The organism is Mycobacterium persicum, assembly GCF_002086915.1.
In the GTDB taxonomy this organism is placed as follows: domain Bacteria; phylum Actinomycetota; class Actinomycetes; order Mycobacteriales; family Mycobacteriaceae; genus Mycobacterium; species Mycobacterium persicum.
In genome coordinates this window covers 843,835-866,145 of record NZ_MWQA01000001.1, presented here as the reverse complement: position 1 = coordinate 866,145, position 22,311 = coordinate 843,835, and the positions used below count along the sequence as shown (strand labels likewise).

21 protein-coding genes are annotated in these 22,311 nt (G+C 66.3%); 6 read left to right on the top strand and 15 right to left on the bottom strand.

Going from position 1 to position 22,311, the window contains the following annotated elements:
* Positions 1-371: 371 nt before the first annotated feature.
* Positions 372-1,295, bottom strand: a complete 924-nt coding sequence (locus B4U45_RS03860) for a TIGR03619 family F420-dependent LLM class oxidoreductase (RefSeq protein WP_083153490.1) — start codon at positions 1,293-1,295, stop codon at positions 372-374.
* A 59-nt stretch (positions 1,296-1,354) separates the two neighbouring features.
* On the opposite strand from B4U45_RS03860, the gene B4U45_RS03855 reads away from it, so the two are divergent.
* Both B4U45_RS03855 and B4U45_RS03850 read left to right on the top strand, forming a co-directional pair.
* The gene (locus B4U45_RS03855; protein WP_075545487.1) at positions 1,355-1,903 is read left to right on the top strand and encodes a TetR/AcrR family transcriptional regulator; all 549 of its coding nucleotides are present in this window, start codon (positions 1,355-1,357) and stop codon (positions 1,901-1,903) included.
* Positions 1,900-3,162 (top strand): cytochrome P450, encoded by a 1,263-nt coding sequence (locus tag B4U45_RS03850; RefSeq protein ID WP_075545488.1) that lies wholly within the window; start codon positions 1,900-1,902, stop codon positions 3,160-3,162. The genes B4U45_RS03855 and B4U45_RS03850 overlap by 4 nt, the downstream gene beginning before the upstream one ends.
* 49 nt (positions 3,163-3,211) lie before the next feature.
* Here the strand turns inward: B4U45_RS03850 and B4U45_RS03845 are convergent, their stop codons facing one another.
* Positions 3,212-4,804: a Na+/H+ antiporter gene (locus B4U45_RS03845; RefSeq protein WP_075545489.1), complete on the bottom strand. Its 1,593-nt coding sequence runs from the start codon at positions 4,802-4,804 to the stop codon at positions 3,212-3,214.
* A gap of 51 nt (positions 4,805-4,855) precedes the next feature.
* Positions 4,856-5,956: a DUF5685 family protein gene (locus B4U45_RS03840; protein ID WP_219859322.1), complete on the bottom strand. Its 1,101-nt coding sequence runs from the start codon at positions 5,954-5,956 to the stop codon at positions 4,856-4,858.
* A gap of 183 nt (positions 5,957-6,139) precedes the next feature.
* Here B4U45_RS03840 and B4U45_RS03835 point away from each other — a divergent pair, with 183 nt between their 5' ends.
* The gene (locus B4U45_RS03835) at positions 6,140-6,580 is read left to right on the top strand and encodes a protease inhibitor I42 family protein (protein WP_075545513.1); all 441 of its coding nucleotides are present in this window, start codon (positions 6,140-6,142) and stop codon (positions 6,578-6,580) included.
* 36 nt (positions 6,581-6,616) lie between these two features.
* Here the strand turns inward: B4U45_RS03835 and B4U45_RS03830 are convergent, their stop codons facing one another.
* The 3 genes from B4U45_RS03830 to B4U45_RS03820 form a co-directional block, all read right to left on the bottom strand.
* Positions 6,617-7,453 (bottom strand): hypothetical protein, encoded by an 837-nt coding sequence (locus tag B4U45_RS03830; RefSeq protein WP_183155018.1) that lies wholly within the window; start codon positions 7,451-7,453, stop codon positions 6,617-6,619.
* Complete coding sequence (locus B4U45_RS03825; protein WP_099225836.1) at positions 7,450-8,757, bottom strand: ISL3 family transposase; 1,308 nt, start codon at positions 8,755-8,757, stop codon at positions 7,450-7,452. Before B4U45_RS03825 ends, B4U45_RS03830 begins: the two co-directional genes overlap by 4 nt.
* Positions 8,758-8,843: 86 nt before the next feature.
* A complete protein-coding gene (locus B4U45_RS03820) occupies positions 8,844-9,350 on the bottom strand; it encodes a hypothetical protein (protein WP_131808322.1) in 507 nt (168 codons plus the stop codon).
* A gap of 183 nt (positions 9,351-9,533) precedes the next feature.
* On the opposite strand from B4U45_RS03820, the gene B4U45_RS03815 reads away from it, so the two are divergent.
* Positions 9,534-10,226, top strand: a complete 693-nt coding sequence (locus B4U45_RS03815) for a mycothiol-dependent nitroreductase Rv2466c family protein (RefSeq protein WP_075547999.1) — start codon at positions 9,534-9,536, stop codon at positions 10,224-10,226.
* A 9-nt stretch (positions 10,227-10,235) separates the two neighbouring features.
* On the opposite strand, the gene B4U45_RS03810 is transcribed toward B4U45_RS03815, so the two are convergent.
* From B4U45_RS03810 to B4U45_RS03800, 3 genes are read right to left on the bottom strand one after another with little or no spacing between them, the layout of a single operon-like run.
* Positions 10,236-11,384 (bottom strand): acyl-CoA dehydrogenase family protein, encoded by a 1,149-nt coding sequence (locus B4U45_RS03810; protein WP_075548000.1) that lies wholly within the window; start codon positions 11,382-11,384, stop codon positions 10,236-10,238.
* Positions 11,385-11,437: 53 nt separating this feature from the next.
* The gene (locus tag B4U45_RS03805; RefSeq protein ID WP_075548001.1) at positions 11,438-12,442 is read right to left on the bottom strand and encodes a tocopherol cyclase family protein; all 1,005 of its coding nucleotides are present in this window, start codon (positions 12,440-12,442) and stop codon (positions 11,438-11,440) included.
* Positions 12,439-13,701 carry an alpha/beta hydrolase gene (locus B4U45_RS03800; protein WP_075548002.1) on the bottom strand — a complete coding sequence of 421 codons (1,263 nt, stop codon included), beginning with the start codon at positions 13,699-13,701 and terminating at the stop codon, positions 12,439-12,441. Before B4U45_RS03800 ends, B4U45_RS03805 begins: the two co-directional genes overlap by 4 nt.
* A gap of 164 nt (positions 13,702-13,865) precedes the next feature.
* Here B4U45_RS03800 and B4U45_RS03795 point away from each other — a divergent pair, with 164 nt between their 5' ends.
* On the top strand, positions 13,866-14,684 hold the full coding sequence (locus tag B4U45_RS03795; protein ID WP_075548003.1) for a 1-acyl-sn-glycerol-3-phosphate acyltransferase: 819 nt from the start codon (positions 13,866-13,868) through the stop codon (positions 14,682-14,684).
* A gap of 50 nt (positions 14,685-14,734) precedes the next feature.
* Here B4U45_RS03795 and B4U45_RS03790 read toward each other — a convergent pair whose 3' ends face one another.
* From B4U45_RS03790 to B4U45_RS03780, 3 genes are all read right to left on the bottom strand, one after another.
* A complete protein-coding gene (locus B4U45_RS03790) occupies positions 14,735-15,955 on the bottom strand; it encodes an alpha/beta hydrolase family protein (RefSeq protein WP_075548004.1) in 1,221 nt (406 codons plus the stop codon).
* A gap of 111 nt (positions 15,956-16,066) precedes the next feature.
* Positions 16,067-16,393, bottom strand: coding sequence for a ferredoxin (fdxA, locus tag B4U45_RS03785; protein WP_075548031.1), 327 nt, complete (start codon positions 16,391-16,393; stop codon positions 16,067-16,069).
* 2 nt (positions 16,394-16,395) lie between these two features.
* The gene (locus B4U45_RS03780) at positions 16,396-17,772 is read right to left on the bottom strand and encodes an FAD-dependent oxidoreductase (protein ID WP_240316445.1); all 1,377 of its coding nucleotides are present in this window, start codon (positions 17,770-17,772) and stop codon (positions 16,396-16,398) included.
* 100 nt (positions 17,773-17,872) lie between these two features.
* On the opposite strand from B4U45_RS03780, the gene B4U45_RS03775 reads away from it, so the two are divergent.
* On the top strand, positions 17,873-18,805 hold the full coding sequence (locus tag B4U45_RS03775; protein WP_075548006.1) for a LysR family transcriptional regulator: 933 nt from the start codon (positions 17,873-17,875) through the stop codon (positions 18,803-18,805).
* 8 nt (positions 18,806-18,813) lie between these two features.
* Here B4U45_RS03775 and B4U45_RS03770 read toward each other — a convergent pair whose 3' ends face one another.
* Genes B4U45_RS03770 through B4U45_RS03760 form a run of 3 tightly spaced genes read right to left on the bottom strand, consistent with a single transcriptional unit; the run spans position 18,814 to position 21,956 of the window.
* Positions 18,814-19,530 carry a sirohydrochlorin chelatase gene (locus B4U45_RS03770; protein ID WP_075548007.1) on the bottom strand — a complete coding sequence of 239 codons (717 nt, stop codon included), beginning with the start codon at positions 19,528-19,530 and terminating at the stop codon, positions 18,814-18,816.
* Complete coding sequence (locus B4U45_RS03765) at positions 19,527-20,255, bottom strand: phosphoadenylyl-sulfate reductase (RefSeq protein WP_075548008.1); 729 nt, start codon at positions 20,253-20,255, stop codon at positions 19,527-19,529. The genes B4U45_RS03770 and B4U45_RS03765 overlap by 4 nt, the downstream gene beginning before the upstream one ends.
* 30 nt (positions 20,256-20,285) lie before the next feature.
* On the bottom strand, positions 20,286-21,956 hold the full coding sequence (locus B4U45_RS03760) for a nitrite/sulfite reductase (RefSeq protein ID WP_075548009.1): 1,671 nt from the start codon (positions 21,954-21,956) through the stop codon (positions 20,286-20,288).
* Between the last annotated feature and the right edge of the window lie 355 nt (positions 21,957-22,311).

Genomic DNA, 22,311 nt, shown 5'->3' with positions numbered 1-22,311 from the left:
GCGCCCCGTTCGATCTGACCTGTGCAGAGCACGGGATCTTCGGGTGACTGTTGACCAGAAAATGGTGCCGCTGACTGAGGCCAGGACAAGATTTCTGCGCTCGTCGATGAGGCTGATACCAAACACGAAAGCATCCAGACAACCCGCTACGGCCGCGTCACCGCGGTCAGGATGTCGCCCGACGACCTGGAGTCGCTGAACGAAACCCTGCGCGCGCTACGTGCGCCTGGCTTGGTAGATGACTTTCGCCGGGCCGACCCGACTACGCCGCCGGCAACACGGTCACCGGGGAGGATCTGCGCCGGCGATACCGCCTACGGTGACCCGCCATGCGCCGTCCTGGTCGGTCCGCTAACGACATCACAGATTCGTCATGACGATGAAATGTCAACCCTTCGTGGGGAATAAGCGCGCGGAGCGGCTCGCCACTCCAGAGGGGCCAGTTCGGTAAGAGCCTGCAGGCTTTCTAGGTAGTGCTGCCGCGAGGTGTGCACGAAGGTGGCGCAGATGGTGGTGGCGCCGTGCGCGGCGGTCTCGGCGAGGACGTCGCGGGTCAACTGGGGTTCGCCGATCGGGTCCAGCGGCGCCGGGGGCGTCAGCACCACTTCGAATCCCGGATGAAGTTCGAAGCGGCTCAACCATTCTCGGACGTGCCCTAGGCTCACGTCGAACGGGGCCCACCCATCGGCCAGCGTCGCGGCTCGCCGCAGTGACCGCACGGTGCGTCCGCCGACCCAGATGGGGACGTGCGACTGGACCGCGCACGGGTCGACCACCATGCCGTCAAAGGAATAGAACTGGCCATGGTAGCTGGGCTCGGATACCGACAGCGCCGAGCGCAACGCTCGCAACGCGTCGTCGGCGCGGGCTCCACGATCGGCGAACGGAGCGCCGATGAGATGAAATTCGTCTTCGAGACTGCCGACACCCACACCGAGGATTAGCCTGCCGCCGCTGACAGCGTCCAAAGTGCCGTAACGCTTGGCGATTTCGAGCGGATGATGATAGCCGAGCACCAGCACGTTAGTGGCCAGCCGAATGCGCTGGGTGCGCGCGGCCAAGTAGCCCAAGGTGGCCAACGGATCCCAATAGCGGGTCCCGCGGCGCCGCTGCTCGGCTCTGGGCAAGGCAATGTGCTCGCTGCAGGTCAGGTGGTGGTAGCCGAGCCGGTCCGCGGCTTCGGCGATCTGAGCCAGGTCCTCTACCGAGGCGTGCCTTTCCCAGTCGGCGCTGACCCCCGGCAACATGGTCACCACCGGCGTGGCAATCGACAGCTTTGCGGCGACGGCGCTCATCGCGCTAGATTCTAACAGTGCTCGAATCATTTCGAACGCCGCTCGAATAGGCGGGTTCAATGACCTCCACGGAACGGCGGGCCTACGGCGAACTCGACCGCGCCCAGGTGGTGGCGTGCCTGCACAACCTGGCCAGGCGGATGGGCGTGCAGCAGGTGACGATGCGTGAGCTCGCCGCCGAACTCGGCGCCGCGGTCCCATCGGTGTACTACCACGTCCCGGGCAAGCAGGCCGCCCTGGACCTGCTCGCCGAATCCGTTCTGGCCGACATCCCCGAACCCGAAGCCGGCCCCTGGGACACCCGGCTCACCGAGCTTTACTGTGCCGCACGCGACGTGCTGCTCGACGTCCCCGGCGTCGCCGGCGTCCTGCAAACCAGTGGCGGCGGGGAACGCGCCCGCCGCCTCGACAAACTGAGCCGCGCCCTTCTCGCCGAAGCCGGACTAGTCGAAAGCGGTGTTGCCGCGGCACATTCGGTGTTGTACACCTATCTGCTCGGTTCGATCAGCCTGGAGGAGTCCCGCGGCAAGCGTCAGCCCGCATCGCGGTTCCGGGCCGGACTCGACGTCGTCATCGCCGGTATCAAGGCGCGCGCGGAGCACCGATGAGCATTCCGAAGCTGGGGTCGCTGATTGTCGAAAATCACGACAGCACTTCCGGTCGCGACGCCGCCGCCGTGCTAGACCCGGACACGTATCTCGCCGGTGCTCCGTTCGAGGCGCTGCGCAGGTTGCGGGCCCGCGCGCCAGTGCATCCGGTGTACCTGTCCGGACTGCCCAGAACGTGGTTGCTGACCCGACACGCCGATGTGCGACTGGTCAGTCGCGACACCGAGACGTTCACCAGCAGCAAGGGCAACACCCTGGTGGCGGTCGAGGCGGCGCCGACCTCGGCGATGCTGCCGGGAATCGACCCGCCGCGACACATTCACTACCGCAAGCTGATCAACCAGGGCTTCACCGCGCGCAATGTGCTGCGTCTGGAACCGCGGATGCGCCAAGTCGCCCGCGACATCGTCGCCAACATCGCCGACAAGGGCGAATTCGACGCCGTCACAGATGTTTCCGCGGAAATATCGCTGCAGGTGATCGCCGAGGTACTGGGTGTGCCCGCCGCGGACCGGATGGACGTCTTCCGCTGGAGCAACGCGATCGGAAGCCTGGGCATCGAGGACCCCGACTACGCTCCCACACCCGAGGCGCTCGGGCAGGCGGCCGCCGAAATGTTCGCCTATTGCGGCGAATTGGTCGAACACCGGCGAAAGCACGGCCTCACCGACGACATCCTGTCGGCTCTGCTCGCCGCCGAGGTCGACGGCGACCGGCTCAACCGCGACCAGCTCAACGAATTCTTCCTGCTGCTGGCCATCGCCGGCAACGAGACCACTCGAAACACCCTCAGCCACGGCATCCTGGCGCTGTCCGAGCACCCCGACCAACAGGCGCTGCTGGTCCGCGATCGTAAGGCGGCCAAGACCGCCGTCGAGGAACTGCTGCGCTGGGCCACCCCGGTGATGCACTTCCGCCGTACCGCCACTCGCGACGTGGAGATCCGCGGCCAGCACATCCGGGCCGGCGACTGGGTGCTGATGCACTACCTGTCGGCCAACCGCGACGAGGACATGTTCGAGCGGGCCGCCGAGTTCGACATCACCCGGGGGCGGTCTGGGCCGGGGCCCGACCATGTCGCGTTCGGCGGCGGGGGAGTGCACTTCTGCCTCGGCGCTCAGCTCGCCCGTCTGGAACTGCGGGTGATGCTGGAAGAGTTGTACCCACGCGTGCCCGGCCTCGTCGTCACCGGGCCGCCCGACCGGCTGCGGTCCTCGTTCTTCCACGGGATCAAACGGCTGCCGTGTGCGGTGGGTTGAGCAGCCGGTCGCTCGCCCTCCGCAGCAGTCGCCGCCACCGGGATCGACGTCAGTCGAGGTCGGCCGGGTCGAGCAGCTGCACCTCCTCGAGATCCATCTCCGCCTGCACCTCGCGTAGCACAATGTCGTCGATCAGGTTCTTGTTGCGCAGCGCGGTGACGGCCTGCCGCTGATATTGCAGAACGCCGAGCCGAACCTGACGGACCAGATCGCAGTGCGCCGCCAGATCGCTGGTCGCGGAGTCGGCGCCGTTGACCCCGACGAGTTCGGCGCGTTCTTCGTAATCGCGCTGCAGGCGTTTCACAATCTCGGTGCCGGCCCCAAGCGCGTCGGCGACCTCCGGCAAGGCTTCCAGGGCGGCTTCGGCGCTGCGAATTCGGGCCAACTGCAATTCGTCGGCACGGGTGACGTCGTCCGGCATCCGGGCCCAGCGGACCACCGCGGGCAGTGAGCTGCCCTGGACCAGCACCGTCACCAGAATCACGATCGACACGACAAAGATGATCAGGTTGCGGTCGGGGAACGGTGCGCCGCTTCGCGTGGTCATCGGGACCGCGAGCGCTGCCGCGAGCGAGACCGCGCCGCGGAATCCGGCCCAGCTGGTCACACAGCGCTGGCGAAAGCCGACGTAGCGGTGGGGTTTACGCAAGGACCGGTCGACCGCGCGTCCCAGCAGGGTGGTCACCTCGACCCACACGATTCGGGTTGCGACGACAACCCCCGCGACGACCAATGCCAGGACGGTGGCGCGACGCAGTCCGCCGCCGACGTCGGAGATGTGCTCGATCGCGCCTGGGATCTGGACCCCGACGAAGACCCACAAAGACCCGTTGATGAGGAACGTCGAGATATCCCAGAATGCGAACGACTGCAGACGGGAACGCGCCCGAATCACCCGCGGGCCGGTGTAGGCGAGCACCAGCGCTGACACCATGACCGCGACGACGCCGCTGCAATGTAGCGACTGGGCGAGCAGGAACGCCGCGAACGGCGTCATCATGCTCAGCGCTCCTTCCTCGAGCGGTGCGTCAATCCTGCGGCGCAGCATCGTCACCAGCCACCCGACCAACAGCCCCGCGGTGATCCCACCCAAATAGGAGACGACAAAACGGCCGACCAGGGCGGCAGGTCCGATCCCCGGCGCACCTTCGGCGACGGCCACGGTCACGGCGAAGAGGACCAGCGCCGTTCCGTCGTTGATGAGGCTCTCGCCTTTCAAGACGGTAAGTGTGCGCCGCGGCAATCGTTTGGCCAGGCCGGCCACCGCGGCGGCGTCGGTGGGCGAGAGCACCGCACCCAGCACCGCCGCGGCGTGTGACTCCATGCCGAATGCCCGTGCTGTCCATGACACGGCCACCGCGGTGGCAATCACCAGCCCCACACTGAACATGATGATCACGCGCAAGTTCCAGCGGATTTCGCGGAAGCTGGTGTTCAGACTTTCCCAGTAAAGGATCGCCGGAAGGAATAGCAGCAACACGATTTCGCCGTCGATCTCGACGCTTCCGAACCGGGGGATGAGACCCAGCAGCGCGCCAAGCAGGATGAGCAAGACCGGCGGTCCCACCCGGTAACGGCGACCCAGAACGGTTCCGGCAACCACGATGGCGACGAGCGTGACGATAACGACGAGGCCGAACACCAGCCCATCTTCGCCTACGGACTCATCGATCCCGCGACCACATGGCCCGAACTACGAGCAGTCGCAGCAGTCGCAGGAGTCGCAGCAGTCGCAGCAGCAGTCTTCGTCGCAGCAGCAGTCGCAGCAACACGCGTCGGTGCAGGTGTTCCAGCATCCCTGTTTGGGACTTTGCTCCGGATTGGGCGGTAGCTCATCCGGATCGCCCGGGTAGGGGCCGGCGCCGATCGCCTGGTCGCCGAAGTTGATCCCGTCCTGCTCGCCATGCGGCGTCCCGCCTCGCGCGCTGTCGCCGGCGCGGTTGAAGGTGCGCGATATCGCGCGGCGCCCCTCGCGGGTCAGCAACCGCCGCGCCAGTCGTCCGTCGGTGAAGTCGACGTCGGCCAGTGCCAGTTCGATGCCCAGCGCTGCGTCGTCGCACAGGGTGCGGGCCGCCGCGACGGGTGTTCCGGTGGCCGCCAACGGGTTCCACTTTCCGTGAGCTGCGTCGTCGCGGTAATCCTCGACCGCGTCGAGGACATGCGCGATTCGCCCGAACAGCCGCCCCACCTCATGCAGCGGCTCCTGGTTGGCCGGTCGGCCGGCCAACACCGCGGTATGTGCGAAGGCCGCGGCGACCGCGGTCTCGGTGGGCTCGGTCACCAGCAGTAGCGAGCTGCCCGGGCCCGCCCGACCGACCATCGCCTCGAGCTCGGTCTGCCGGTCGATCGCCGCGACCAGCACGCCGGTGTCGAATCCGAGGGAGTGTCCGGCATCGGTGCCCTGGCGCGTCCAGCGATCGGCGATGCGGCGCGCCGCCACCCGCACCGGGGCCGCACCGACCACGCCGTCACGGTCGTCGACGTGATCGCGCACCCGGGCGGCGGCCAGCGCCAGCGACACCACGGCGGCCAGTCGCACGCACTCACCGGTCGCCACGTCCGCACGTCGCATCCCGCGCAATGGACAGGGACCGGCGGTCCGTCGCGTTGGTCGCGCGTCGGACTGCGCCTCGACCAGCAGCGAGACCACCAAGCCGTCGTAGTTGGTGGCGATCCGCGCGGCCTGGCCGTAGTCGTCGCGAAGCGCCAGGCACAGTCCGCATAGCTGCGCTCGCCATACTGCCGTGAGTTCGCCACCGAGCCGGTGACGGCACGGCCGGATGATGCCAAACACGCGTCGAAGCTACCGGACTAGGGCCGGACATGCGCCCGGAAACGCCGCGCCGCCGAGCGCCGGGAACACGAGATCGGGAGTTCGCCGGGCGCCGGAACTCGCCGGGCAAGCAAACGTCCTTGCCGGCCAACGCGATCCCGTTCAGGCGACTATGCTGCAAACCCTGATTGAAGGGCGGTGTTGATGAAGATCAGACTCATGGTGACCGTCGTCATGGTTGTCTTGTCGGTGCTGTTGGGTTGCATCGGCTGTGCCAGCAAGGCCCGGCCGCCGGCGACCAAAACCATTGACGTGTCGATGGATGACGTGTTGAAGCAAAGCGCGATCGAACGCGATGTCACCATGTCGGTCGGGGACACGCTGCAGGTGACGCTCGGGTCGAATTACACCACCCCGTTCCGATGGGCGGAAGACATGAAGATCGGTGACGCCACGGTCCTGAAGCAGGTCGATCACCGGTATGTGCGGCCGGACACCGACATGATGGGCGCACCCGGCACCGAGGTGTGGACGTTCACGGCGCTCAAGCCCGGCGCCACCACGATCACCACCGGCTACGCCAGCTTCGTGGGCGGCGACAACGCGCCGACGTGTACCTTCACCGGGAAAGTGACTGTGCAATAGCGTGTGGCGCACGAGCCGAGTTGACTCGAAAGCCGCTCACGCGGGGTGTTCGGTCGTCGTCGGCGGCGTCGTCACCGGGGGGGTCGAGGGTTTGGTTGTCACCGGTGGTGTTGTCACCGGCGGGGTCGACGGTTTGGTTGTCACCGGTGGTGTTGTCACCGGCGGGGTCGACGGTTTGGTCGTCACCGGTGGTGTCGTCGGCTTGGTCGTTACCGGAGTGGTTGCGTTGGGGATGCAGCGTTCCGGATTGTGGCCGCAGTGATATCCGGGCGGACATTCGACGCAGACATAGGTGGGCGACGGCGGTGTCCCCCCACCGGGCAGGTCGTCACAGATACCGTCGCCGTTCAAGTCCACGCACGGGAGTTTCTTTTGACCCGACGGTACGAGCCAGTCTTTACCGACATACTGCACCCAGATCGGCTCGGTAACGCTGGAGCCGAAGATGGCGCTGGTCCTGGTGCTTTTCGTGGTATGCGGCGTGCCGTTGTACACCGAATATCTGATCCACGGCCCGGTATTGCCTGCCGCCGGCTGGGATTCCTTATCGAGGTAATCCGGTGCCGCAATTGCGATATGCCCGTATTCGGTGCGGCCCGGGATGCTATGCGATGACGCGACAACAAATTGACCTTGATTTGCCAGTTCCGTGACCTCGGATCCGGGATTGATTCCTACGCCGACGAGCTTCCAACCGCTTCTATCCGGATTCTTGACCGCCTGTGCGAGGAACTCATTCATCTTGTCGGCATTACGCAGCTTCTCGTCGTAGACGCCGTCATAGGCGCGATCTCTGAAATAGGGAATATCCAGAATCGCTCCAAGAGCGCCAAGATACCAATTGCAGGCTTGCAGGGAATAGGGGCTCTTCACAATCGAGGGTGTAGTTGGGGTCTGAATCCACCGGTTTCCAGTAGCGATCTGGCAATGTAGTTGGTGAGGTTGCGAAAGCCTAGGGCGGATCCGCGGAGGTGTTCAAGACGGCCGTTGATCGCTTCGGTGGGCCCGTTGGAGGTGCCGGGCCGGTCGAAGTAGGCCAGGACATCGGTGGCCCTCTTCTTGAGCGTGCGCCCGAGGGTGATGACCTCCTGCAAGGCTTGGGGAACGCCGGTGCTCAGCGTGGTGATCAGCGCGGCCATCATGGTGCGGCCGGTGGCGCGGTCGGGGTGGCGGTAGGCGGCCACGGTGCGCTGATACATCTGCCAGGTGGCTTCGACCTCGGCATGGACGTCGACGGCGAATAGGGCTGTCAGCCTGGCCCGTTGCTTGTCGGTAAGCAGATCAGCGCCAGTCTGCAAGGTCCGCCGGCACGCATAGAGCGGGTCGGTCTTGCGGCCCCGGTGCCCGCAGGTGTCCAGCTGGACACGGCGCCGGCATTCATCGAGGGCGTTGCCTGCCAATCGGACCACGTGGAAGGGATCCATCACCGTCGCTGCATCGGGAAGCTCTTCAACGGCCGCGGTCTTGAACCCGGAAAATCCGTCCATGGCAACGACTTCCACACCATCACGCCATTCCTTCGGCCGGTCGGCCAACCATTGCTGGAACGCCTTCTTCGACCGCCCTTCGACCATGTCGAGCAACCGCGCAGGACCAGCCTTGTCGCGCACCGGGGTCAAATCGATGATGACGGTGACGTACTTGTCGCCCCGGCGGGTGTGCCGCCAGACGTGCTCGTCGACGCCGATCACCGCCACCGAGTCGAAGCGGGCCGGATCGGCGATGAGCACCCGCTTGCCTTCGGCCAGGACCGCATTGTTGGCGGTGTTCCACGACACCGCCAGGGCTTCGGCGATCCGAGCCACGCTCAGGTGCTGGCACACAAGGGCTTCCAGCGCCCACTGCAACCCGCGGCGGGAGAGCTTGCCCCGCGACTCGGCGACCTTGCTGCTGTCTTGACGCCACACGTGCGCGCAGCCCGCGCATCGGTAGCGGCGGATCGTGACCAGCAAGGTTGTCGGCCGCAACCCGAATGGCTCGTGCGCAAGTTGACGGGTCACGGTGTCGCGCACCGCACCTTGCTCGCCGCAGCGCCGACACCACGAGTCGTCGCCGACGATCCGGCACGCCAGCACCGCCTGCTCGGGTCCCAGGCGTTGTCCAGTCACCTCCATCCCGAGCTCATCAAGGCGGCAGAACGTGGTCAGATCAGGGCAAGCGAAGGTAGCGTCAGGCATGTCGAGGTCTTCCAGATCAGGTGTGTAGGAACCCTCATCTTCGGAAGACCTCGACCCCTATCCCGGCAACGACGCGCCGACCACCTCTACACCCTCATCTGCGAAGAGCCGGAATAGGGAGCCCACGGCTTGTCGGAGGCGGCCGAAAGAGCGTCCACGAATCCTTGTCGCATCAACTTGTTGGCGAGGTCTATGGCTTCCTGATAAGGGATTTTCCGGTTCTGCTCCCACGACACCACGACATAACAGGCCGCCGGCGGGTGGGCGCTGTGCATATCGTCCTCGCACTGCCGGGCAGCATCTAGCAATCGACCCGCGTGCTTTCTATCCGCGGCCGGGCCCCGTTCCGCGTCCGGTGCGCCCTTCGTGGGCTCGCACGCGGCACCATTTCCGCAATTACTGGGCTGGCGGCTACAGGCTACCGGTATCACCGCGCCGAACATCATCAATGTCACGCCCACGAGCACCACGATCCAGCGCAGCTTCCCGCCATGATTCCGCAGAAAAGCGGCAAAGCCGTTTTGGGCGGCGCCGGTCAACCCCGGGTGCAGCCTCTTCATGTAAATCCCCCTGCCGCCGATCCGCGTCGGCATATCGCAACACTGCACCGCGCAACCCGGCACCTGCTAGGGGCTTTGGGCCTCGACGGCCGATTACCTAAGAAATCGTGGCCGTCGATGTCAGGTGATCGTGCAGGCACGGCTTTCGGTCCGGCGCGTGCGCGTAGGCTACGCGGCAACGCCAGCTCGCGAGGCGCCGTCGAAAGGTCAAGCGTGATGAGCACTGTCGTAGATTTCCACTTTGACCCCATGTGCCCGTTCGCCTACCAGACCTCGATCTGGATCCGTGACGTCCGTGCGCAGTTGGGCATCGCCGTCAATTGGCGGTTTTTCAGCCTCGAGGAGATCAACCGGGTAGCCGGCAAGAAGCACCCCTGGGAACGTGACTGGTCCTACGGCTGGTCTCTGATGCGCATCGGCGCGTTGCTGCGCCGCAGCGACATGTCGTTGCTCGACCGGTGGTACGCGGCGATCGGTAACGAACTGCACAGTCTCGGCGGCAAACCGCACGATCCCGCGGTGGCCCGCCGGCTGCTGGGCGAGATCGGTGTCGACGCGTCGATTCTCGATGCCGCGCTTGCGGATCCGAGCACCCACGACGAGGTCCGCGCGGAGCATCAGCGGGTTGTCGACGCCGGCGGATACGGGGTGCCGACGCTGTTCATCGAGGGGCAATGCCTGTTCGGGCCGGTGCTGGTGGACCCACCGACCGGGCCGGATGCGCTCAAGCTGTGGAACGTGGTCACCGGTATGGCCGAATTGCCGCATGTCTATGAGCTGCAGCGGCCGAAGTCACCCGCCGATGCCGACCTCATCGCCCAAAGTCTGCGGCCATATCTCGACGGCCGTGACTGGGTCAGCATCAACCGCGGCGAAGTGGTCGACATCGACAGGCTGGCCGGCCGCTGAAGCTCACCGTCAGACCATGGCGGTCGGCGCCACCTTCAGGCCAATTGCCAAGGCGCCGGCCAGTTCTCGGCTGACGTCGTAGTCGAAGACCACGTGGCCGCTGAGCACGTCGACATCGCGTTTGGCCCGTTGTAGCGGGCTGCTGAGAAAGTGTGCGCTGGCGCCGGACGCCTCCAGTAGGCCGGCGATCACCGCGCGTGATTCCCGCACGATGTGCGCGGCGGCCAGCCGGGCATCGGCGCGGACGGGGCGCGGCACACGGTCTCCGGCCGCCAAGGTCTGGTCGATTCGCCCGGCGGTGTCGGCCAGCAGACCGTCCAGGGCGCGTAGCCGGACCCGGGCTTCGGCCAGTCGGGCTTGAGCGGCCGGCTTGTCTTTCTGCGTGCCACCCTCGTAGGCCAGGACACGTTCGAAGAGTCGCTCGGCGAAGACTTCGGTGACGCGCTCGGCGGCGCCCAGCGCCGGCATTGCGGCGACCAGCGCCAGCGCGGGTATCAGCGGCCAGCGGTAGAGGTCCGCGTCGTGCAGCAGCGCACCAGGCGCGGTGCCGGCGTAGATATCGCTGACCTTGACCAGTCGGTGCGCGGGGACGAAGACGTCGTCGATGACGACGTCGTTGGAGCCGGTGGCACGCATCCCGTCGGTTTGCCAGACGTCGACAATCCCGATGTCGTCGGCGGGCACCAGCGCCAGTGCCGGGTAGGTCGCGTTGTCGGGACCGCAGAGCGCGCCGACGATCGTCCAGTTGCCGTCCATCACTCCGGTGGCCCACGACCAGCGACCGGACAGCCGAACGCCCCCGTCCACTGCGACACCGCGCCCGGTAGGCGCCAACGGTGACGAAGCGAGAAACGGTCGGGAAGCGAATCCCTCGCTTTGGGCGCGCTCGTCGAAAAGGGCCAGCATCCAGTTGTGCAGCGTGTAGAACGCCGCGGTCCAGGCGGTGGAGGCGCAGCCGTGCGCCATCCGGCGTACCGGGTCGAAGATCGCCGCGAATTCGGCCTGCTGCCCGCCATACCGCGTGGGCCGCAACAGATCGAAGAATCCCGACTCGATCAGTTCGGCGACCGTGGCGGCGGGCAACCGGCGAAGCTCCTCGGCCTGCTGTGCACGCTGACCCAGTCGCTCCACGAATGCGTCCGTGACACCGGCGGCCATGTGCAGACCATACTGTCTGGTGCGGGCGCGGTGTTCGATACGACCGAGCGCCGCTACCCGGCCGGCCGGCTGCCGATCTCCAGTCCCGTCAGCTCGGAGGTGCCGTCGAAGACCACGCGGCCGAACTTGCGGACCACGCAATGCAGCCGGCCGGCAAGATGCTCGAAGTCGGTGTCGACGTTGCGCCGCGCCGCGGGCAATGGCACCGGTAAGACGTGCGGATCGCGGCCGGCGGTGTCACCGTCCAGCCAGATCTGGTAAAGCGGGTTGAACGCCCGGATACGCCAGTGGCCGTCGCCGACCTGTGATCGCACCAGCGCCGGCGGCGTCATCCGGATCACCTCGTCACCGAGGCGCACCACCACTCCGGTGACGTCTTGACGGATCGGGCCGAGCTGAAGAAGACCGCCCGAAAACGCGACGGAGACGTCCGCGCCGTCGAAATCGTGCGCCTGGCCCCACCACCAGCGCTCGGGAAAGCCCGCGCCCCAGTTCCGTTCGGCATAGAGCCGGGCGTCGTCGAACGTCCAGGTACCGTCACTGAATTCGACTGTGCCGCTTGCCTTACCGCCCAGCCGATAGGGATGCCAGTATTGGTTCAGAAACGGGATCGAGGAGAACACCCCGCCGCCCCCGAAAACCTTGGGCCATTGGAACAGATCAGTGAATCGCAGATTGAGATGGATGTCGTCGAGGTCGATTCGTAGCCCGTCGGTGGCGGCTGCGAAACTGCCGGCCGGGTCGGTTCCGGCGTGGACCGTGAACGGCGAGGATTCCGCTTCGGCTTCGTCCAGCGCCGCCGACCGCACCATCCCGCCGGGATGCAGCGCGACTGCCACGGTGGCCCAGTCCCCGTCCGGGTGGCGGTTGACGCTGCACAGCCCGACCACGACGCGATCGGTGGCGCTGTCGGTGAGGCGCCAGAACCAGCCCTCCATTTCACAGCCATGAGAGGGCAACGGATCGCCAAAGGGCAGGTCGGCGCCGGTGCTGCGATAGGCATCGAGAAGTCGCTTGGCGATACCCTCGGCGGCCCAGCGCAGGTATGCGGCGGTCATCGGTGCCGCGTCGCGTAGATCTCGGCCAGGAACTGCTCGACGGCGATCGCCGCGTGCGCCGCCCGGGCCGACCCGAAGATGTCGAAAGCGTGCTGGGTAAGCGGCAGTTCGGCGTAGACCACGGGTTGAGTGCTGACGTCGCGAAGCGCGGTGACAAACGCGCGTGCCTGCTCGACGGGTACCAGCGAGTCGTTGCGGCCGTGCAGCACGAAGAACGGCGGGGCCTCGGCGGAAACATGGTTGACCGGTGACGCGGTGACAAACGGCTCCAAGTTGGTCGCGGGCCGCTGTTTGAGAACGGATTTGACGAGTAGCGCCGGCATCATCGGATGCATCGCGTCGTCGAAGCGGGTGAAGTCGTAGACGCCGTAGAACGGCACCGCCGCGTGGACGCGGGTATCGGCGTCTTCGAATCCCGGTTGAAATTGCGGATCGTTGGGTGTCAGTGCCGCCAGCGACGACAGGTGACCGCCGGCCGAGCCACCGGTGATGGCGATGAAGTCGGGGTCGCCGCCGTACTCGCCGATGTGTGCCTTGACCCAGGCGAGGGCGCGCTTGACGTCGACGATGTGATCGGGCCACGTGTTGCGCGGGCTGTGACGGTAGTTGATCGCCACGCAGACCCAGCCCAACTCGGCGAGGTGGCTCATCAAGGGATGGGCCTGTCCGCGTTTGTTTCCGGTCGTCCAGGCACCGCCGGGGATCTGAAACAGCACCGGTGCCTTGCCGGACCGATCGAGATCGGGACGTCGCCAGATATCGAGATGATTGGCCCGGCCGTATTCGCCGTAGCTGATGTCGCCGTCGTGGGCATAGTCGCGGTAGATCCGCAGCATGCGCAGCGGTCCGGGATTCTTGGCGGTGCCACCGCCGGACGCGCGGCGCCACAGGCCGTCCGAGTCGGTGCGGCGACCGTTGCCCAAGCCGCTGTCCAACGCAGCGGCCAGCGGGATATCGGCTCGATGACCCGAGCGACCGAAGTTGAGCAGACCGAATGCCGAGATGGCAGCGACTAGCCAGGAGAGCGCCCGCACCGGCCGGGTCAGCCGGCGGGCGGTCAACGCCAGTCCGCCTACCTGGCTGGCCAGTGTCGGCAACGGAAACTCGGTGACGACCAGACCGAAAATCCATGACCACAGCGACGCGAAACCGTTGCGCGCCAGGGGTTTATATGCGTTGAGTGTGGAGGTGGCAGTTACCGCCGTGACCACCAGAGCGCCGATCTGCCGGAGGATGTGGATGAACTGAGCTCTGCCCATGTGGGCCACCTTACTTAGCGTGCCTTCCCGACTGACCGATCAGGGTGCCGGAGCTTCGTCGCCGCGGCGGGACGCGGTCGAGAATCGGTGTGGCGCTTGGTGTCACGCGTCAATGGCGCTGCGGCGTACCATCGGCTCCAGCCGAGCACCTGTGAGGGCAAGACATGGGCGATACCCACAGCGACCCGACCGACATCGAAAAGTGGGACCGCGGCCTGACCGAGCACGTCATCACGCTGACGCGGCCGATCGTCAAGCGGTATTTCCGTTCCGAGGTGCGTGGTCTGGACAATATCCCGTCGGGCGCATGCCTGGTGGTCTCGAACCATTCCGGCGGCCTGGTTTCGGTGGACCTGTCGGTGTTCGCCGTGGGCTATTACGACAGATACGGCTATGACCGCCCGCTGTACGCGCTGGGTTTCGACACACTGTTCGCCGGGCCGGCCGGTGAGTTCTTCAAGCGCACCGGCGTGATCCGCGCAACGCGGGACAACGCCGCCAAGGCGTTGGCCGCCGGTGCGGTCGTGCTGGTATTCCCGGGCGGTGACTTCGACGTCTACCGGCCCACCCTGCGGGAGAACGTCATCGACTTCGGTGGCCGAACCGGCTATGTGACCACCGCCGTCGAAGCAAAAGTGCCGATCGTGCCCGCGGTCTCCATCGGCGGCCAGGAAGGCCAGTTCTTCCTGACCCGCGGCAGACGGCTGGCACGTGCTCTTGGGCTCACCAAGTTGGAGCGTAAGCTGTTCCGGACCAACATTCTGCCGGTGACCTTCGGCTTCCCGTTCGGGCTCAGCATCGTCGCGCCGGTCAACATGCCGCTGCCCACCAAGATCGTCGTCGAGGTGCTGCCGCCCGTCCGCGTCGCCGAGGAATTCGGCCACGCTCCTGACGTCAAGGACGTCGACGCGCACGTGCGCCGGGTGATGCAGAACGGCCTGGACAAGCTGGCCGCCCAGCGGCGCTTCCCGATCTTTGGGTGACACCTGCGATCACCACGCGGTCTACGACGCCACCGCGACGCCCGGCGGTCTCACCGTCGTGGCCGTAACCTCGCCGGGTCCACCATCCCGGACTGCGCCAGTGCGTCGTCGATGAACCGCTGTACCGGCCGGGAGCGGAAGAAACCGGTGTGACCGCCTTGATACCAATGGATCTCCGGCTTGCCCCAGTGCTCCCAGAGGCGGCTGACCTGGTCCCGGGGGTGTACCAACCGGTCGGCAACACCGGCATAGATGAAGCGGCCCGCCAAGGGAACACGGGGAGTCAGGGCCAGCGGCGAGATCATCCTGCCGATGGGCCGGGCCGACCTCATCGTCTGACGGAGGCGGCCGTGGCCGCTGAGGCCGGCGTGGCGGCCGACCAGCTCCACCAGATCCACGGCTGGAACACCCAGGATCGCGCATCCGAGTCCGTCGTCGAGGCTGGCGACCAACGAACTGATGAGGCCGCCCAGGGATATGCCGTTGAGCCCGATCATCGCGTCGGGCTGCTGGGCGCGGATCCAGGACAGCAGGCGCCGGATGTCCCACACCGCCTGAGCGGCGCCGTGGGCCGCGTCGAGCACATTCTCGCTGGGAAACGCGGCGCCGTAAGGCCGCCCGCGTGCCCGCGGCCCGTGCAGGGGCAGGACCGGAAGCACGACATTGAGGTCGAGGTTGCGGTACAGATACCACGCGTGAAACAGCATCAGGTCGAGCCCGGCCCGCCCCATCTCGGCACCGTGCACACACACCAGCCACGGCCGCGGGCGGCGGTGCCGCAACATCAACGCGTACTCGCGACGGTTTCCGGTGTAGCTCAGCCACCGCTCGCGGCCCGGTTCGCCCGGGTGGGGTTCGTAGCCGCTGTCGAAGGAGAGGCGCTGGTAGCTGCGCCCCATGCTGTCCACCCGCTTGACCGCCACCTCGGTCAGCGGCGGGGGTGCCGCGAAGAATCCCTCGGGATCGGCCAGCCAGCCGTTGTTCTGGTAAACGTCAAGTGCGGCAAGGACTTCGCGATCTATCCGCTCCAGTGAGGAGGCGCTGGGCGCCGACCTCAGCATCCCGAAGCCGGTCAGCAGGATTTCGTCGCGAAACGCTTGCGCGGCAAGCGCGATGGTGGGCCGAGCCACCGGCAGCTCGTCGGGCTGCCGGTCCAGATAAGCGCCCCAAGACCGGGCGTAGAAGCCGCCGGTGCGGGTGAATGGACCCAGCGCCTGCAGCAGCGCGTTGGCGCTGCCGCGGCGCCGGTCTGTTTGGTCGATGTCCGGCATCTCGTGTCACCCTGTTCGACGCGGTCTCGGCTTTTCGATCGGCCTTGGATCAGCCTTCGATCAGCTTAAGCCCAACGGGTATTTCGGATCCCCTCGCGCGCGAGGTCGGCTCTAGGTCGCCTCCGCCTTGCGAGGCAGCTCCACGACCGCGGCGGGGTCGTTCTCGGTCATCCCGATTTTCGACGCGCCCCCGGGTGAACCGAGTTCGGCAAAGAAGTCGGCGTTGATCTGCTGATACTCGCTCCACTCGCCGGGTAGATCGTCTTCGTAGTAGATCGACTCCACCGGACACACCGGTTCGCAAGCGCCGCAGTCGACACACTCGTCGGGGTGGATGTAGAGCATCCGGGCGCCCTCGTAGATGCAATCGACGGGGCATTCCTCGATGCAGGCCTTGTCCTTGATATCAACGCAGGGTTCGGCAATCACGTATGCCACAATCATTCTCCTTTCTGACAGCCCCCGATGCGAAGCAGTTCCGACCTGCTCGCCACCTTCACCCGCGGTCGGTTCTGCGCGGCGCCGGCCTCCCGCTCGAAACAGTCGATCGCCTGCCAGTGCGCGGCACTGACCAGCTGCGGTTGCCTGGACGCGAGCCACCGGGCGAGTTCGTCAGCGCGGTCCTCGGCGGGGGTGCCGTTGCCGGGCTGTGCGGCCAGGTCCGCGAGCAGGGTGTCGACGGTGTCCTGGGCGTCCTTCTTGTTGGTACCGATCACCCCGCTCGGACCGCGCTTGATCCAGCCGACGACGTATTCGTTGCGGCTGCCCGTGATCCGGCCGTCGGTGTGGGGGATGGTGGCGCTCTTGGAGTCGAACGGCAGCCCGGGTGTGGGTATACCGCGGTAGCCCACCGATCGCACCACTAGCTGCGCGGGCAGCTCTTCCCGGGCCCCGGTGTCCTTGGCCACTATTCGGCCGCCGGCGTCACTGACCAGCTCGTTGCTGCCGAGCACGATACTTTCCACCTTGTCGTTCCCGTTGATTTCGATGGGAGACGTCAAGAACCGCAACACGATCCGGCGGTGTCCGGACCGGGGTGCGCGGGCGGCGTAGTCGCGCAGCACCTTGATGTTCTGTTTGGCGACCTTGCCGGCGGAGGCCAGGTCGTCGTCGCTGATGCCCTCCAGCTGGGTCGGGTCGACGACAACGTCGACGCCCTCGAGTTCTCCGAGTTCGCGCAATTCCAGGGTGGTGAACGCGCTCTGCAAAGGGCCGCGCCGACCGATGATCACCACTTCCTCGATGTGGCAGGCGCGCAACGCCGTCAATGCATGGTCGGCGATGTCGGTGACCGCAAGCACGTCGGGATCGGTCACCAGGATCCGGGCGACGTCGACCGCGACGTTGCCGTTGCCCACCACGACGGCGCGGCGGCCCGATAGATCGGGGGACATCTGCTCGAAGTGTGGGTGCGCGTTGTACCAGCCGACAAAATCGACCGCGGCGACGCTGCCCGGCAGCTGTTCGCCGGGAATGCCCAGGGGCCGGTCGGATTGGGCGCCGACGGCGTAGATCACCGCGTCGTAGCGCTCGGCGAGTTCTGCGGCCTGGACATGCTGGCCGACCGTGACGTTGCCGAAGAACCGGAATCGGGGGTCTTGCGCGGTCTTCTCGAACTGCTGGCTGACCGATTTGATCTTGGGGTGATCAGGTGCCACCCCGGAGCGCACCAAACCCCATGGCGTGGGCAGCATTTCCAGCATGTCGACCGCGACCTCGAGCCCTTCGCCGGCGTCGGCGGCTTTCAGCAGCGACGCCGCGGCGAAGAATCCCGACGGACCGGAACCCACAATCGCTACGTGATACGGACGGGTCATGAATCTCATGGTTGCCGTCTGCGCCGGGCCGGGGTAGACGTGTCGATGTTGTGTTGTCACAAACAATGGTTGTGTCGGCGTTTTCGTGGTTTCATCAACCATGCCGCTCAGTTCCCGCATGCCCGAACTCGGCTCGTTCGAGATCTTTCTGGCGATCGCGCAGACCGGCAGCCTCGGCGGCGCCGCGCGCGAACTCGGCTTGACCCAACAAGCCGTGTCAAAACGGCTGGCGGCGATGGAAGCCCAGGTCGGTGTGACGCTGGCCGCCCGAACCACCCGCGGCTCACAACTCACCCCGGCCGGAGTGGTTGTCGCCGAGTGGGCTGCGCGCTTACTCGACGTCGCGAGCGAGGTCGATGCCGGTCTGGGCGCGTTGCGCAAGGAGGGGCGGGAGCGGATCAAAGTGGTGGCCAGCCAGACGATCGCCGAACAGCTGATGCCGCACTGGCTGCTGTCGTTACAGGACGCGGCCAGGCGGCGCGGTGACAGCGCCCCCCAGGTGATCTTGACGGCTACCAACAGCGAGCACGCCATCGCTGCGGTTCGCGGTGGCACCGCTGATCTTGGATTCGTCGAAAATCCCGGGCCGCCAAAAGGGTTGGGCAGCTGTGTGGTGGGCCATGACGAGCTGGTGATCGTGGTGCCGCCGGGCCACAAGTGGACTCGGCGAGCACACCCGGTGAGCGCCGGTGAACTCGCGCAAACACCGTTGGTTACTCGCGAACCCCGTTCGGGCATCCGCGATTCGCTGACGGTGGCGCTGCGTCAGGTGCTGGGCGACGATGTGCGCCAAGCGCCGCCGGTGCTCGAATTATCCTCCGCCGCGGCCATGCGGGCCGCGGTGCTGGCTGGTGCCGGGCCGGCGGCCATGAGCCGGCTGGCGGTGGCCGACGACCTCGCGGTCGGCCGACTGAGCGCCGTTCCGGTGCCCGAATTGGACCTGCGGCGCCAGTTTCGGGCCATCTGGGTTGGCGGGCGCACCCCGCCCGCTGGGGCCATCCGGGAGCTGCTCAGCCATATCCGCTTCGGCTAGGAATGCGGCTAAGCGGCGACGTGGTGGGCCAGCGCCTGGTCGTAGCGGTCGAGCAGCGTCTCGGCCACCAGCCGGTGCGCGCCTAGCGGTTGGGCCATCGGAATACCGTTGTCGCGCGCGTAGTTCCACACCTTGTCGGTGATGAGACCCGGCGCCAGGAACCACGGTGCGATGACAAGGCGGCGGGCGCCGCGGCGCCGCAACTGCGCGACCGCGTCGGCCACCGACGGTTGCGGCCGGGTGGCAAAGGCGATGGTGGCTCCGGCCCAGCGGGTGCCGGCGGCCAGCGCGGCGGCCACCTGCGCGGTACGGGCATTGGCCGCGGCGTTCGATGAGCCGATCGCGACCACTGCCACACCCAGGTCCCGGTCGAGCGGTGAAATGCCGAGTTCTGCCAGGCGTTCGCGCAATACCGATACCAAGCGATCGTCTTCACCGAGCACGTCGGCCTGGCGGACGCCGTGCGCGCCGGCACGCGCAATCTGGCTGGGAATGTCGCGACGTGCGTGGTAGGCGCTGGCCAGCAGCAGGGGCGCGACGACGGCCTGACGGCCGTTGGGCAAGCCGGCGACTACGTCGATGAATGCCGGCTCGGCCAGTTCCAGGAAGGCCGGCCGCACGTCGATTCCGGGCCGAATGCGGGTGAGCTCGGCTGCGACGGCTCGGGCGTTGGCCGCCGATCGCGGATCTCTGCTGCCGTGCGCGGTGAGGATCAAAGTGCTCATGAGGCGTGCAACCCGCATTCGGTCTTGGCCAGCCCTTGCCAGCGCCCACTGCGCGGGTCGGCGCCGGCGGCCGGTTTGGTTGTGCAGGGAGCGCAGCCGATCGACGGGTAGCCCTCGTCGACGAGCGGATTGACCAGCACGTTGTTCTGCTGGATGTAGGTCTCCACGTCCTCGTCGGTCCAGGTGGCCAGCGGGTTGACCTTCACTAGTCCGAACGCCTCGTCGAAGCTGATCAGCGGGGCGTTGGCGCGCGTGGGCGCCTCCACCCGGCGGATGCCGGTGACCCAGGCCGAATACCCGCGCAACGCCTTGGTCAGCGGGACGACCTTGCGCAGCCGGCAGCACTCGGTGGGGTTGCGGGCGAACAGGTCCTTGCCGAGCAGCTCGTCCTGTTCGGCCACCGTGTGTTCGGGGGCGACGTTGAGAACCCGGATGTCATAGACGGATTCGACCGCGTCCCGGGTGCCGAGGGTTTCGGCGAAGTGATAGCCGGTGTCGAGGAAGATCACCGGCACGCCCGGGCGCACTTTGGAGGCCAAGTCCACCAATACGGCTTCTTGCATGTTGGAGGCGACCACGTAGTTGCAGGTGGCCCAGCCCCGGGGGCCGTTGACGCCGCCGAAGTGGGCGTCGGTCCAACGCAACAGGTCGGTAGCGCTGGCTCCCTCCAGCTCGTCGGCGCCACGGGCAGCCAATTCACGTAGTTGCGGCTCGGTGTAACTCATCTCGTCGTCCTCCGCTCGTTTCGGGTGGACTTATCGAAGGTCTTCCTCCTCGGCCCGCAGTGCCCAGGTTGCGAACCGTTCGCCGTCGTGGCGCTGTGTGACGAAGTTGCGGACCACCCGATCGATGTAGTCGCCCAGTTCGGCGCTGGTGACCTTGTGCTGGCGCAGTTTCCGGCCGAATCCGCTGTCTTCGCCGAGGCCGCCGCCGAGGTGGACCTGGAACCCCTCGACCGGTTTGCCGTCTCCGTCGTCGACCATTTGGCCCTTGAAACCGATGTCGGCGACCTGAATTCGAGCGCAGGAGTTGGGGCATCCGTTGACGTTGATGGTGATCGGCACGTCCAGATTGGTATTGATGTCGGCCAGACGGCTTTCCAGTTCCGGAACCAAAGACTGTGCCCTGACCCGGGTTTCGGCGAACGACAGCTTGCAGAACTCGATGCCGGTGCAAGCCATCATGTTCTTGCGCCACGCCGACGGACGCGACGGCAGACCGATCGCATCCAGACCGGCCACCAGTTCGTCGACCTTGTCGTCGGCGACGTCGAGGATGACCAGTTTCTGGTAAGGGGTGAACCGGGCGCGTTCCGAGCCAGCCTTTTCCATGAGGTCGGCCACCTTGCACAGGATGGTTCCCGATACCCGGCCGGCGATGGGGGCGACCCCGACGGCGTTGAGCCCGTTCTTGAGCCGCTGCACCCCGACGTGGTCGATCGGGTGCTTGACCGGCTCCGGGGCCGGGCCGTCGATCAGCCGGCGGTCAAGGTACTCGGATTCCAGGACCTCGCGGAATTTCTCGATGCCCCAATCCTTCACTAGGAACTTCAGGCGGGCCTTGGCGCGCAGCCGGCGGTAGCCGTAGTCCCGGAACAGCTTGGTGACCGCTTCCCAGACGTCGGGCACCTCGTCGAGCGGGACCCACACACCGACCCGTTGGGCCAGCATCGGGTTGGTCGACAGGCCGCCGCCGACCCACAGGTCCATCCCCGGGCCGTGCTCGGGATGGTTGACGCCGATGAAGGCGACGTCGTGAGTTTCGTGAGAGACGTCCTGCAGGCCCGAGATCGCACTCTTGTACTTGCGCGGCAGATTGGCGTATTCGGGATTGTTCATGAAGCGCCGCAGGATTTCGTCGATCGCCGGTGAGGGGTCGAGGATTTCGTCGACCGAGTCGCCGGCCAGCGGAGAACCGTGGATGGCGCGCGGGCAGTCGCCGCAGGCCTCGGTGGTGGTCAGACCGACCGACGCCAGCCGATCCCAGATCTCGGGCACGTCTTCGATTCGGATCCAATGGAATTGGACGTTCTCCCGGTCGCCGATGTCGGCGGTGTCACGGGCGAAGTCAGTCGAGATTTGGCCCAGGGCACGCACCGTGGCGGCCGACATCGGCTTGCCGTCGGAGCGCACCCGCATCATGAAATACTTGGCCTCGATGGTGTCGGTGTTTTCCTCACCGGTCCAGGTGCCGTCGTAACCCTGTTCACGTTGCGTGTAGAGGCCCATCCAGCGGAAGCGGCCACGTAGGTCGGACTTTTCGATGCTGTCGAAACCTTGCTTGGCATAGACGTTCAGGATTCGGTCGCGGACATTCAGCGGTGCGTCCTCTTGCTTGAACTGTTCCGCGTCGTTGAGCGGCTCACGCTGTCCCAGCGCCCACTGGCCTTCGTTGCGAGTCTTGGCGGGACGGGCTGCTGTGGTCATGTGGCATACTCCTTCGCGAACGTTGGCGATCCGGATCGCCGTGGCGCGCAGCGCTTTGGCGGTTGTGTCCCTTCCGGCGGGAGTCGACGGTGGGCGGCCACCGGACCGGCCTGCGACATCAACGATGATGTTGGTCAGCGGCAGGTACCCGAAGGTACGTCACCGGACCCACGGGTCATGACATCGATGTTGCGCTGTTGTACGTTGCGCCGGTAGGGACCTTCATGTTGTGAGGTCACATCGTTTGGTTGTGAGTAACCTGGGCCTTGGCCGGGGTGCGCGGCTCGATCATGTTGTTTGCTAGTGTGATTCGCGCTCTGTCGTCGGAAACATAAGCAACGCAAGGTGTTGCGAT

Bases quoted from the DNA above. Each gene is read 5' to 3' on its own strand.
- B4U45_RS03835 (WP_075545513.1), top strand. From the start codon at position 6,140: ATGAAGATCAGACTCATGGTGACCGTCGTCATGGTTGTCTTGTCGGTG.
- B4U45_RS03825 (WP_099225836.1), bottom strand. From the start codon at position 8,757: ATGCCTGACGCTACCTTCGCTTGCCCTGATCTGACCACGTTCTGCCGC.
- B4U45_RS03855 (WP_075545487.1), top strand. From the start codon at position 1,355: ATGACCTCCACGGAACGGCGGGCCTACGGCGAACTCGACCGCGCCCAG.
- B4U45_RS03860 (WP_083153490.1), bottom strand. From the start codon at position 1,295: ATGAGCGCCGTCGCCGCAAAGCTGTCGATTGCCACGCCGGTGGTGACC.
- B4U45_RS03820 (WP_131808322.1), bottom strand. From the start codon at position 9,350: ATGCCGACGCGGATCGGCGGCAGGGGGATTTACATGAAGAGGCTGCAC.
- B4U45_RS03800 (WP_075548002.1), bottom strand. From the start codon at position 13,701: ATGGGCAGAGCTCAGTTCATCCACATCCTCCGGCAGATCGGCGCTCTG.
- B4U45_RS03805 (WP_075548001.1), bottom strand. From the start codon at position 12,442: ATGACCGCCGCATACCTGCGCTGGGCCGCCGAGGGTATCGCCAAGCGA.
- B4U45_RS03850 (WP_075545488.1), top strand. From the start codon at position 1,900: ATGAGCATTCCGAAGCTGGGGTCGCTGATTGTCGAAAATCACGACAGC.
- B4U45_RS03795 (WP_075548003.1), top strand. From the start codon at position 13,866: ATGGGCGATACCCACAGCGACCCGACCGACATCGAAAAGTGGGACCGC.
- B4U45_RS03760 (WP_075548009.1), bottom strand. From the start codon at position 21,956: ATGACCACAGCAGCCCGTCCCGCCAAGACTCGCAACGAAGGCCAGTGG.
- B4U45_RS03780 (WP_240316445.1), bottom strand. From the start codon at position 17,772: ATGACCCGTCCGTATCACGTAGCGATTGTGGGTTCCGGTCCGTCGGGA.
- B4U45_RS03765 (WP_075548008.1), bottom strand. From the start codon at position 20,255: ATGAGTTACACCGAGCCGCAACTACGTGAATTGGCTGCCCGTGGCGCC.
- B4U45_RS03770 (WP_075548007.1), bottom strand. From the start codon at position 19,530: ATGAGCACTTTGATCCTCACCGCGCACGGCAGCAGAGATCCGCGATCG.
- B4U45_RS03775 (WP_075548006.1), top strand. From the start codon at position 17,873: ATGCCGCTCAGTTCCCGCATGCCCGAACTCGGCTCGTTCGAGATCTTT.
- B4U45_RS03810 (WP_075548000.1), bottom strand. From the start codon at position 11,384: ATGGCCGCCGGTGTCACGGACGCATTCGTGGAGCGACTGGGTCAGCGT.
- B4U45_RS03790 (WP_075548004.1), bottom strand. From the start codon at position 15,955: ATGCCGGACATCGACCAAACAGACCGGCGCCGCGGCAGCGCCAACGCG.
- B4U45_RS03815 (WP_075547999.1), top strand. From the start codon at position 9,534: ATGAGCACTGTCGTAGATTTCCACTTTGACCCCATGTGCCCGTTCGCC.